We start from the raw sequence: 11,492 nt of genomic DNA on the forward strand, positions 1-11,492 counted from the left end.
GTCCGGGATGGACGGCGCGGCGGCCGAGCTGCGGGAGGCGCTCGTCGAGGGCAACCGGGCCTACGAGGAGCGGTTCGGGCATGTGTTCCTGATCCGCGCGTCGGGAAGGTCGGCCCTGGAGATGCTCGCGGAACTCCGGGAGCGGCTCGGCAACGACGCCGAGACGGAGCGGGCCGTCGTCCGGAGGGAGCTGGCCGAGATCGTCGACCTCCGGCTGGTGAAGCTGGCGAAGGAGAGGACATGAGCCTGTCGACGCACGTGCTGGACGCGGCGAAGGGGGCGCCGGCGGCGGGCGTCGCCGTCCGCCTCGACCGGCGCGACGGGGACGGCTGGACGGCCCTGGCCGAGGCCCGCACCGACGCCGACGGCCGCATCCGGGAGTGGGGCGCGGAGCCGGGGAAGGGCGTGCACCGCCTCACGTTCGACACCGCCGATCTGTCGGAGTTCTACCCCGAGGTCACCGTGGCGTTCACCATCGACGATCCGGGGCGGCACTACCACGTCCCGCTGCTGATCAGCCCGTTCGCGTACTCGACCTACCGGGGGAGCTAAGATGGCCGTCGTCCTCGGACCCAACCGCTACGGGAAGGCGGAGACCCGCGTCGTCCGCGTGACCCGGGACGGCGGCGCCCACCGGCTCAAGGACGTCAGCGTCAGCGTCTCCCTCTCGGGTGCGATGGACGAGGTGCACCTGACCGGCGACAACGCTGCCGTCCTGCCGACCGACAGCCAGAAGAACACCGTGTTCGCGTTCGCCAGGCGGCACGGCATCGACGCGATCGAGGACTTCGCCCTGCTGCTCGCGCGGCACTTCACCGCGTCGCAGCCGGCGGTCGCGCACGCGCGGGTCGAGATCAGCGAGTACGGCTGGCGCCGCATAACGGGCGGGCACTCGTTCGTCCGGGACGGCGGCGAGGTCAGGACGGCGCTGGTCCACCACGACGCCGACGGCACCGAGAGCGTGGTGTCCGGCCTCACCGACCTGGTCGTGTTGAACTCGACCGGAAGCGAGTTCCACGGGTTCGCGCGGGACGAGTACACGACCCTCGAACCGACCGACGACCGCGTCCTCGCCACGGCCGTCACCGCCCGATGGCGCCACAGGGCGACGGACGCGGCATGGGACGACTCGTACGCCGCCGCCCGCGACGCCCTGCTCACCGCCTTCGCCGAGACGCACAGCCTGTCGCTCCAGCAGACGCTCTTCCAGATGGGGCGGAGCGTCCTGGACGGCCAGGACGGCCTCTGCGAGATCAGGCTGTCACTGCCCAACAAGCACCACTTCCTGGTCGATCTGGAGCCGTTCGGCCTGGACAACGACAACGAGGTCTACTTCGCGGCGGACCGCCCGTACGGGCTCATCGAGGGCACGGTGCTCACCGATGACGCGCGGGACGCCCCGTCCGCCTGGAACTGAGGAACTCTGGAGACATGGACTTCCTGCGACCGCTGACCTGGGAGGACGCGCTGGCCGCCAAGGCGGGGCGGCCGGGCGCGCGGCCCGTGCAGGGCGGCACCGACGTCATGGTCGAGATCAACTTCGACCAGGACCGCCCCGAGGCGCTGCTCGACCTGACCCGCATCCGCGACCTCACCGAATGGGACAGGGTGGACGGCCGGCTCCGCGTCGGCGCCGGCGTCCCCTACGCGCGGCTGATCACCGAGCTGGGCGGGCCGCTGCCCGGCCTCGCGCAGGCGTCCCGGACGGTCGGCTCGCCGCAGATCCGCAACCGGGGCACCGCCGGCGGCAACCTCGGCGCGGCGTCGCCCGCCGGGGACGCCCATCCGCCGCTGCTCGCCGGGGACGCGGTGATCGAGGCCGAGTCGGCGGCGCGCGGCGTCCGGATGATCCCGGTCGGCCGGTTCTTCACCGGGGTGAAGCGCAACGCGCTGGAGCCGGACGAGCTGATCCGCGCGTTCTGGGCGGTGCCCGCGTCCGGCCCGCAGTACTTCTCCAAGATCGGCACCCGGAACGCGATGGTGATCGCCGTGTGCTCGTTCGCGCTGGCCCTGCATCCCGGGGAGCGGCGCGTCGGCACCGGCCTCGGCTCCGCCGCGCCGACCCCGCGCACCGCCCCCGAGGCCGAGGCGTTCATCTCCCACGAGCTGGACTGGGACGGCCGCCGCCCGCTCCCGGAGCCGGCGGTGCGGCGGTTCGGCGACCTGGTGCGGGACGCGGCGTCCCCGATCGACGACGTGCGCGGGACGGGCGGCTACCGCCGGCACGCGCTGTCGGTGCTGGCGCGCCGCACCCTGACCTGGGCCTGGGACGAGTACCGGGCGGGCGCGAACGGAAGGAGGGCGTCCTGATGCGCGTGAACGTCACCGTGAACGGGGCGGCGGAGGCCGTGGACGACGTGTGGGAGGGCGAGAGCCTGCTCTACATGCTGCGCGAGCGGATGGGCCTCCCCGGTTCGAAGAACGCCTGCGAGCAGGGCGAATGCGGCTCCTGCACCGTCTACCTGGACGGCGTGCCGGTGTGCGCCTGCCTGGTCGCGGCCGGGCAGGCCGAGGGCCGCGAGGTCGTCACCGTCGAGGGCCTCGCCGAGGGGCCGCCCGGCGACGAGCGGCTGGACCCCGTCCAGGAGGCGTTCGTGGAGACGGGCGCGGTCCAGTGCGGGTTCTGCACGCCGGGCCTGATCGTCCAGTCGCACGACCTGCTCGCCCGGAACCCGGCGCCGAGCGACGCCGAGATCCGCGAGGCGCTCGCCGGGAACCTGTGCCGCTGCACCGGCTACGAGAAGATCCTGGACGCGGTGCGCCTCGCCGCGCGGCGGAGGGCCGGCGCATGATCATCGAGAACGCGCACGTCGTCACCGTCTCCGGCGAGGAGTACCCGGACGGCCACATCGTGATCGACGGCGACCGGATCACCGCAGTCGGCCATGGAAGGGCCCCCGGCGCCGACCCGGAGCGGATCGACGCCCGCGGCTGCCTCGCCACCCCCGGCCTGGTCAACGCCCACCACCACCTCTACCAGTGGGCGAGCCAGGGCATGGTCACCGACGGCACGCTCTTCGAGTGGCTGACCACCCTCTACAAGCCCTGGTCGGCGATGGACGCCGAGGTGGTCGCGGGCGCGGCGACCGCCGGGCTGGCGTGGCTCGCCAAGTCGGGCTGCACCACCTCCACCGACCACCACTACCTGTTCCCGAAGGGGCGCGGCGACCTGTTCGCGGCGGAGATCGAGGCGGCGCGGGAGGTCGGCGTCCGGTTCCACCCGTGCCGGGGCTCGATGGACCGGGGCGCGTCGCAGGGCGGCCTCCCGCCGGACGAGGTCGTCGAGGACCTCGACACGGTCCTCGCCGCGACCGCGGACGCGATCGACCGGTACCACGACCCGTCGCCCGGCTCGATGCTGCGCGTCGCCGTCGCGCCGTGCTCGCCGTTCTCCGTCACCCGCGACCTGCTGGTGGAGTCGGCGCGGCTGGCGCGCGACAAGGGCGTCCGGCTGCACACCCACCTCGCGGAGACGGTGGACGAGGAGGAGCACACCCGCGAGCAGTTCGGCATGACGCCGGCCGAGTACATGGACTCGATCGGCTGGCTCGGCCCGGACGTGTGGCTCGCGCACTGCGTCCACCTGCACGACACCGACGTCAAGCGGCTCGCCGAGACCGGCACCGGCACCGCGCACTGCCCGAGTTCGAACGCGCGGCTCGGCGCCGGGATCGCCCGTGTGTCGCACCTGCTGGCGGAGGGCGCGGCGGTCGGGCTCGGCGTGGACGGCTCGGCGTCGGCGGAGCTCGTCCCGCTCGCCGGGGAGATCCGGCAGGCCCTCTACATGCAGCGCGCCCGCTACGGCCCGACCGCGCTGACCGCCCGGCAGGCCCTGGAGATGGCGACGCTCGGCGGCGCCCGCTGCCTCGGCCGGGAGGACGAGATCGGCTCCCTCGAACCCGGCAAGCTCGCCGACATCGCGCTGTGGCGCGTGGACGGCTTCCAGGCGGCGATCGACGACCCGGTCGTCGCGTTCGCGTTCGGCCCCGTGCCGCCGCTGCGGCGCCTCCTCGTCGGCGGGCGCACCGTCGTGGACGGCGACACCCTCGTGACCGTCCCGCAGGACGAGGCGGCACGGCGCGGCGCCGACGCCCACCGCCGCCTCATGCGGCTCGCGGAGGAGGTGCTCTAGATGGGGTCACCGTCCGGTAAGGCGTCCCCGGTGAAGAGCCCGGGACATGTCGCCGCGCCCGGCATCGGCGGGGTCGGGGAGAGCCCGCTGCGGCCGGACGGGACGCTCAAGGCCACGGGCGAGTTCGCGTACGCGTCCGACCTGTGGATGGAGGGCATGCTGTGGGGCGCGACGCTCCGCAGCCCGCACCCGCGCGCGCTGATCCGGTCGGTCGGCATCGGGCCGGCGCTCGCGCTGCCCGGCGTCCGGGCCGTCCTCACCCACGCCGACGTGCCGGGCCGGAAGGTGTTCGGCATCGACCACACCGAGGACCAGCCCGTCCTCGCGATCGACCAGGTCCGGCACCAGGGCGAGCCGGTCGCGCTCGTCGCCGCCGACCACCCGGAGACGGCGCGGCGCGCGCTGGAGCTGATCGCCGTCGAGTACGACGTGCTGGAGCCGGTCACCGACCCGCGCGCCGTGATCGCCGACCCGGAGCGGCTGAAGGTCCAGGACCGCGGCGGCATCACCCGCCACCAGCCGGTCCGCGTCGGGGACGTGGACGCCGCGAAGGCCGAGGCCGACGTGGTCGTGTCCGGCGAGTACGAGGTCGGCATCCAGGACCAGGCGTTCCTCGGGCCCGAGTCGGGCCTGGCGATCCCGTCCGAGGACGGCGGCATCGACCTGTACGTCTCCACGCAGTGGATCCACAACGACCTCAAGCAGATCGCGCCCTGCCTCGGGCTCGCCGAAGACCAGGTGCACATGACGCTCGCGGGCGTCGGCGGGGCGTTCGGCGGCCGCGAGGACCTGTCGATGCAGATCCACGCCGGGATGCTCGCGCTGCACACAGGCCGGCCGGTGAAGATGTCGTACGACCGGTACGAGTCGTTCTTCGGGCACGTCCACCGGCATCCCGCGCGGATGCGCTACGAGTACGGCGCGACCTCCGGCGGGAGGCTCCTCTACGCCGACGTCGAGATCGTCCTGGACGGCGGCGCGTACACCTCGTCCACCATGAACGTCGTCGGCAACGCGGCGTCGCTCGGCGTCGGCCCGTACGAGATCCCCAACATCCGGATCGACGCGTACGGCGTCTACACCAACAACCCGCCGTGCGGGGCGATGCGCGGGTTCGGCGCCGTCCAGGCGTGCTTCGCCTACGAGTCGATGATGGACAGGCTCGGCGCGGCCTGCGGCCTCGGGCCGATCGAGATCCGCCGCCGCAACGCGGTCTCGCAGGGGTCGCGGCTCGCGACCGGGCAGGTCATCGAGTCGCCCGCGCCGCTCGCCGAGATGCTGACCCGGCTGGAGGCGATGCCGCCGCCCGCCGCCGCCGACCCGTCCGACCTGCGGAACCTGCCGGGCGGAGTCGCGCAGACGACGCACGGCGAGGGCGTCGTGCGCGGCGTCGGCTACGGCGTCGGGATCAAGAACATCTGCTTCTCCGAGGGCTTCGACGACAAGTCGACCGCCCGCGTCCGGCTGGAGGTCATCGGCGGCGAGGCGACCGCGCTCGTCCACACGGCGGCGGCCGAGGTCGGGCAGGGGCTCGTGACCGTCCAGGCGCAGGTGGCGCGGACGGAGCTGGGCGTCGAGCGGGTCACCATCGCCCCGGCGGACACCGGCGTCGGCGACGCGGGCTCCTCCAGCGCGTCCCGCCAGTCGTACATGACGGGCGGCGCGGTGAAGGCGGCCTGCGAGGCGGTGCGGGCGCGGCTGCTCGCGCTCGCCGCCGACCGCCTCGGCCGCACCGATCTGACCGTCGCCGGCGGGAAGATCGTCTCGCGGTCGGGCGGGGTGCTCGGCACGATCGAGGACGTCCTCGGCTCCGACGCCATCGAGGAGACCCGCGAGTACCACCACCGGCCCACCTCCCGGATGGACCCCCTCACCGGGCAGGGCCGCAGCCACACCCAGCTCGCGCTGTGCGTGCACCGGGCCGTCGTCGACGTGGACGTGGAGCTCGGCCTCGTCAAGGTCGTCGAGCTGGCCGCCGTCCAGGACGTCGGTAAGATCATCAACCGGCTGTCGCTGGAGGGCCAGATCCACGGCGGCTCCGCGCAGGGCCTCGGCCTCGCCGTGATGGAGGAGATCGTCGTGGCGGACGGGCTCGTCCGGAACCCGTCGTTCACCGACTACCTGATCCCCACCATCCTCGACATGCCGCCCATGCGGCTGGACATCCTGGAATATCCCGACCCCGAGGCGCCGTACGGGCTGCGCGGCGCGGGCGAGCCGCCGACGCTGTCGTCCACGCCCGCGATCGTCGCCGCGATCCGGGACGCGACCGGCCGCGCCCTCACCCGCGTCCCCGTCCGCCCCGAGCACATCGTCTCCGAGCACATCGTCCAAGGAGGGCCATGACCCGCCGGTTCGCGGTCAACTGCTCGATCCTGTTCACCGAGTTCCCGCCGCTCGACCGCCCGGCGGCGGCGCGGGCGGCGGGCTTCGGCGAGGTCGAGTTCTGGTGGCCGTGGAACGGCGAGCCGGAGCCGTCCGCCGCCGACGCGGACGCGTTCTGCCGGGCGGTCGAGGACGCCGGCGTGCGCCTCATCGCGCTCAACCTCTACGCGGGCGACCTGGCGGCGGGGGAGCGGGGCGTGCTGTCCGACCCGTCCCGCGCCGAGGAGTTCCGCCGGAGCCTGGACGTGCTCCTGCGGATCGCCGAGCGCACCGGCGCCCGGTCGTTCAACGCGCTCTACGGGCAGCGGCTGGACGGCGCGGACCCCGCCGCGCAGGACGACGTCGCCATCGCGAACCTCGTCCACGCCGCCCGGCGGGTCGGCGAGATCGGCGGGACGCTGCTCATCGAGCCGCTGGCACGCGGCCTCAACGGCGCCTACCCGCTGGAGACGGCCGCCGACGCCGCCGGGGTGGTGGCGCGCGTCCGCGCGGCGGGCGCGGACAACGTCCGGATCCTGTACGACACCTTCCACCTGGCGACGAACGGCGACGACCTGGAGAAGGCCGCGCGTGCGCACGCCGCCGACATCGGGCACGTCCAGATCGCGGACGCGCCCGGCCGGGGGCGCCCCGGCACCGGCCGGATCGACTTCGACCGCGTCTTCGCCGTCCTCGACGACATCGGGTACGGCGGCCGGGTCTCGCTCGAATACGTGCCGCAGGGGCCCTCGGCGGAGGAGTTCGCATGGACGACCTCCTGATCAGGTCGCGCCGCGCCGTGCTGCCGGACGGCGAACGCCCCGCCGCCGTCTCCGTCCGCGACGGCCGGATCACCGCGATCTCCCCCTACCCGGCCGGCGGCCCCGCCGCCGACGCGGTCGACCTCGGCGACGTGGCGCTGCTGCCGGGCCTGGTCGACACCCACGTCCACGTCAACGAACCGGGCCGCACCGAATGGGAGGGCTTCGCCACCGCGACCCGGGCCGCCGCCGCGGGCGGCGTCACCGCGCTCATCGACATGCCGCTCAACGCGCTGCCGCCGACCGTCGACCCGCCCGCGCTCGCCGCCAAGCGCGCCGCCGCCGAGGGCGCGTGCGCCGTGGACGTGGGGTTCTGGGGCGGCGCCGTCCCCGGCAACCTCGCCGCGCTGCGCCCGCTGCACGACCTCGGCGTGTTCGGGTTCAAGTGCTTCACGTCCGACTCGGGCGTCCCGGAGTTCCCGCCGCTCTCCGCCGCGGAGATGCGGGCCGCGTTCGAGGAGATCGCCGGGTTCGGCGGGCTGGTGATCGTCCACGCCGAGGAGCCGGCGGAGCTCAGCCCGCCGGCGGGCGGCGGCTACGCGGAGTTCCTCGCGTCACGGCCGCCGTCCGCCGAACGCCTCGCCGTGGAGCGGGTCGTCCGGCTGGCCGAGGAGACCGGGGTGCGCGCCCACATCCTGCACCTGTCGGCCGCCGACTGCCTGGACGTCCTCGCCAAGGCCCGGTCGGACGGCCTCCCCGTCACCGCCGAGACCTGCCCCCACTACCTGGCGCTCTCCGCCGAGGAGGCCGCCGTCACCGCCTTCAAGTGCTGCCCTCCCATCCGCGGCACCGCCAACCGCGAACTGCTCTGGCAGGCGCTCGCAGACGGCGTCATCTCGTGCGTCGTCACCGACCACTCGCCCTGCACGCCCGAGCTGAAGCGAGGCGACTTTGCGACCGCCTGGGGAGGCATCTCGTCCCTGCAACTGGGCCTGCCCGTCGTCTGGACGGCCGCACGCGAACGCGGGCACGGCCTGCACGCGGTCGTGCGCTGGATGTCCGAGGCGCCCGCCGCCCTGGCCGCCGTCCCCGGCAAGGGCGGCATCGCCGTCGGCAACGACGCCGACCTCGTCGCCTTCGCGCCCGACGAGACGTTCACCGTGGACCCGGCGGCCCTCCACCACCGCCACCCCGTCACCCCCTACGCGGGCCGGACGCTCACCGGAGCCGTCCAGGCCACCTGGCTCCGGGGAGAGCCCGCCGGCCGCGGACGCCTCCTCCACCGGGAACCGCGATGACCGAGTTCACCACCCTCCCCGACCTGGCCGTCCGCACCCTCGGCGGCTCGGTGGCGGCGGCGAGCGACGAGTCGTTCGCGGACAAGGAGAACCTGATCAACCCGTGGGCCCCGGCGTTCTCCCCGGAGACGTTCGGCCCGAAGGGGCAGCTGTACGACGGCTGGGAGACGGCCCGCCGCCGCGGCGGCGGCCACGACTGGGCGCTGATCAGGCTCGGGCTGCCCGGCGTCGTCCGCGGCGTCGTGATCGACACCGCCTGGTTCAAGGGCAACTACCCGCCCCGCGCGTCCGTGGAGGCGTGCGCCGTGGACGGCTACCCGTCCGACCTGTCCGGCGCGGACTGGGTGGAGATCGTCCCGGAGAGCCCCCTGAAGGGCGACACCGCGCACGCCTTCCCGGTGGCGGTCGAGCGGCTATCCACCCACGTCAGGCTGAACATGTTCCCGGACGGCGGCATCGCCCGGCTCCGCGTCCACGGCGAGGTGGTCCCCGACCCCCGCCTGCTCGCCGGGCTCACCGTCGACCTGGCCGCCCTGGAGAACGGCGCCCGCGTCACCGAGTGCTCGAACATGTTCTACTCCTCGCCCGACAACATGCTGTTCCCCGGCCTGGCCCGCAACCAGGCCGAGGGCTGGGAGACGGCCCGGCGCCGCGACGCCGGCCACGACTGGGCGGTGGTCCGCCTCGCCGCTCCCGGCGTGGTCAGGCTCGCCGAGATCGACACCGCGAACCTGAAGTTCAACGCCCCCGGCTCGGCCGCCCTGCACGGCCGCGACGCCGCCGGCGCCTGGCACCCCCTGCTGCCCCGGACCGCCCTGCTCCCCGACACCAGGCACCGCTTCCGCCTGACGGCGTCACCCGAGGTCACGCACGTCCGGCTCGACATCCACCCGGACGGCGGCATCGCCCGCCTCCGCCTCCTCGGCGACCTGACCCCGGACGGCGCCCGCGCCCTGGACGCCCGCTGGACCGCCCTGAAACATTAGGCAAACCATTGACGACCGCTAGGAATCTGCCTAAATTCTGAGCACTCCACCACCTCCGCACCCCTGTCACGGCCAAATACTCGACAAAATCCTGACGCTCGCTACGCCAACATCCATTTATTGAGTCCGGCCCAGGAGGAACCCCCATGAAACGACTCCAGGCAGGCGCGCTCGCCGCCGTCCTGGCGGCGCCGTTGGCCCTCACCCCGGCGGCCCACGCGGCGACCGCCCCCGCGCACTACACCGGCACGCTCCCCGACGGCGCCACCTGGATCGCCGACGTCCCGGCCGACTGGAACGGCACGCTCGTCCTGTTCAGCCACGGCTTCGGGCCCCTCACCCCGGCCGACCGCCCGAGCGAGGCCGCCGGCAAGGCCCTCCTCGACCGCGGCTACGCCCTCGCCGGCTCGTCCTACGACCCGGACGGCTCCCTGTGGGCCCTCGGCAGTGCCGTCCGGGACCAGATCGGCACCCGCGACGCCCTCGCGAAGCTCATCGGCCGCCCCCGCCGCACCCTCGCCCTCGGCCAGTCCATGGGCGGCCTCGTCAGCGCCAAGCTCGCGGAGACCCGCGCCGTGGACGGCGTCCTCACCACCTGCGGCATCGTCGGCGGCGGCCCCGACCTGAACAACTACCAGCTCAACGCGGGCCACACGATCGCGACCCTGCTCGCCCCGTCCCAGCGGATCAAGCTGACCGATTACACGTCGCCCGTGGACGGCGTCGTCGCCGGAGCGCAACTCACCCAGGCCGTGGCCGACGCCCAGCCCACCCCGGGCGGCCGCGCCCGCATCGCCCTCGCCTCGGCCTTCCTCAACCAGTCGTCCTGGTTCTCCGGCGACTCCCCGCCGCCCCGCCGCGACTACGCCGCCCAGGAACTCCAGCAGTACCAGTGGCTGTCATCGGGCGTCCTGACCTTCATCTTCAGCGGCCGCTACTCGATCGACCAGGCCGCGGGCGGCGACAGCGCCTGGAACAAGGGCCTGGACTACGCGCGCCTCCTGCGCACGTCGGCCAACCTCCGCCAGGTCGAGTCCCTCTACCGCAAGGCCGGCCTGAACCTGCGCGCCGACCTCGCCGAACTCTCCGCGACCGCCGCCAAGCAGGTCGAGCCCGCGCCTCTCGCCTGGCTGACCCGCACGTCCGAACCCACCGGCCGCCTGACCGTCCCGACCCTGACCGTCCACACCATCTCCGACCAGCTCGTCCCGGTCGAGCACCAGAACGAGTACGCCGGGACCGTCCGCGCCGCGGGCCGCACCCCGCTGCTGCGCCAGGCGTACGTCAAGCGCACCGGCCACTGCAACTTCACCGCGTCCGAGTACGTGGCCTCGCTCCAGACCCTGGAGAAGCGCGTGAAGACCGGCCACTGGCCCAGCACGACCGCGGACTCCCTGAACAGGACCGCCGCGTCCCTCGCCCTGGACCCCGCGGCCTTCCTGACCTACCGCCCGAGCGCCCTCGTCGTCCAGCCCTCGCACCCCTAGCGGAGGGAGCCGCCCCCGCCTCGGACCGCGGGCGGGGGCGGACCGCCGCGGATCAGTGGGTTTCGGTGGGGTCCTCTTCCAGGAGGTCGTCGAACTCGCCGTCCTTGACGCCCGCGATGAAGGCGTCCCACTCGGCCTCGGTGAAGTAGAGGATCGGGCCCGCGGGGTTCTTGGCGTCGCGCATCACGACGGCCCTCTCACCGAAGTCCTTGTGCTGGACGGGGACGTCCTTGCCATCGATGAACTCGATGATGACCCCGTCGCTGAGGATCGGTTCCTGCTCGGTCACTGGCACACCTTCTTCGTCCTGGCTCCCTGACGGGGCCAAGGCTAGTCCCAATGCCGGGAAGTTAAGGTGACGCCGGAGGTGTCAAGGGTTCTCGGCTGGTGGCCGGACATGAGAACGGAGATCCAGTAGAACGGGTGTTCTCTCACAAACGTCCGAACAGACTGGATCTCCGTTG

Annotated in this window: 12 protein-coding genes; 11 read left to right on the plus strand and 1 reads right to left on the minus strand. The window is 73.6% G+C overall.

Annotated elements, in window-relative coordinates:
* The 11 genes from ETD96_RS31300 to ETD96_RS31350 all read left to right on the plus strand — a co-directional run.
* Positions 1-244 (plus strand): 2-oxo-4-hydroxy-4-carboxy-5-ureidoimidazoline decarboxylase (locus ETD96_RS31300; protein ID WP_274704655.1); only part of this gene is annotated, 244 nt, incomplete at its 5' end.
* The gene (uraH, locus tag ETD96_RS31305) at positions 241-552 is read left to right on the plus strand and encodes a hydroxyisourate hydrolase (protein WP_138640090.1); all 312 of its coding nucleotides are present in this window, start codon (positions 241-243) and stop codon (positions 550-552) included. The genes ETD96_RS31300 and uraH, both read left to right, overlap by 4 nt.
* Before the next feature lies 1 nt (position 553).
* Entirely contained in the window at positions 554-1,417 is an 864-nt protein-coding gene (pucL, locus tag ETD96_RS31310; RefSeq protein ID WP_138640091.1) for a factor-independent urate hydroxylase, read from the plus strand.
* 14 nt (positions 1,418-1,431) lie between these two features.
* Positions 1,432-2,310, plus strand: coding sequence for an FAD binding domain-containing protein (locus ETD96_RS31315; protein ID WP_138640092.1), 879 nt, complete (start codon positions 1,432-1,434; stop codon positions 2,308-2,310).
* Positions 2,310-2,792 carry a (2Fe-2S)-binding protein gene (locus tag ETD96_RS31320; protein WP_138640093.1) on the plus strand — a complete coding sequence of 161 codons (483 nt, stop codon included), beginning with the start codon at positions 2,310-2,312 and terminating at the stop codon, positions 2,790-2,792. Before ETD96_RS31315 ends, ETD96_RS31320 begins: the two co-directional genes overlap by 1 nt.
* Positions 2,789-4,132 (plus strand): 8-oxoguanine deaminase, encoded by a 1,344-nt coding sequence (locus ETD96_RS31325; protein ID WP_171069314.1) that lies wholly within the window; start codon positions 2,789-2,791, stop codon positions 4,130-4,132. Before ETD96_RS31320 ends, ETD96_RS31325 begins: the two co-directional genes overlap by 4 nt.
* Positions 4,133-6,478, plus strand: a complete 2,346-nt coding sequence (gene pucD, locus ETD96_RS31330) for a xanthine dehydrogenase subunit D (RefSeq protein ID WP_171069315.1) — start codon at positions 4,133-4,135, stop codon at positions 6,476-6,478.
* A complete protein-coding gene (locus tag ETD96_RS31335; RefSeq protein WP_138640094.1) occupies positions 6,475-7,278 on the plus strand; it encodes a hydroxypyruvate isomerase family protein in 804 nt (267 codons plus the stop codon). The genes pucD and ETD96_RS31335 overlap by 4 nt, the downstream gene beginning before the upstream one ends.
* Positions 7,263-8,555 carry an allantoinase AllB gene (allB, locus tag ETD96_RS31340; protein WP_138640095.1) on the plus strand — a complete coding sequence of 431 codons (1,293 nt, stop codon included), beginning with the start codon at positions 7,263-7,265 and terminating at the stop codon, positions 8,553-8,555. The genes ETD96_RS31335 and allB overlap by 16 nt, the downstream gene beginning before the upstream one ends.
* Positions 8,552-9,541, plus strand: a complete 990-nt coding sequence (gene alc, locus ETD96_RS31345; RefSeq protein WP_138640096.1) for an allantoicase — start codon at positions 8,552-8,554, stop codon at positions 9,539-9,541. Before allB ends, alc begins: the two co-directional genes overlap by 4 nt.
* 146 nt (positions 9,542-9,687) lie before the next feature.
* Positions 9,688-11,028: an alpha/beta fold hydrolase gene (locus ETD96_RS31350; protein ID WP_138640097.1), complete on the plus strand. Its 1,341-nt coding sequence runs from the start codon at positions 9,688-9,690 to the stop codon at positions 11,026-11,028.
* A 52-nt stretch (positions 11,029-11,080) separates the two neighbouring features.
* On the opposite strand, the gene ETD96_RS45170 is transcribed toward ETD96_RS31350, so the two are convergent.
* On the minus strand, positions 11,081-11,317 hold the full coding sequence (locus ETD96_RS45170; protein WP_171069316.1) for a DUF397 domain-containing protein: 237 nt from the start codon (positions 11,315-11,317) through the stop codon (positions 11,081-11,083).
* Positions 11,318-11,492: the final 175 nt, after the last annotated feature.

The organism is Actinomadura geliboluensis, from assembly GCF_005889745.1.
GTDB classification, from domain to species: Bacteria; Actinomycetota; Actinomycetes; order Streptosporangiales; family Streptosporangiaceae; genus Spirillospora; species Spirillospora geliboluensis.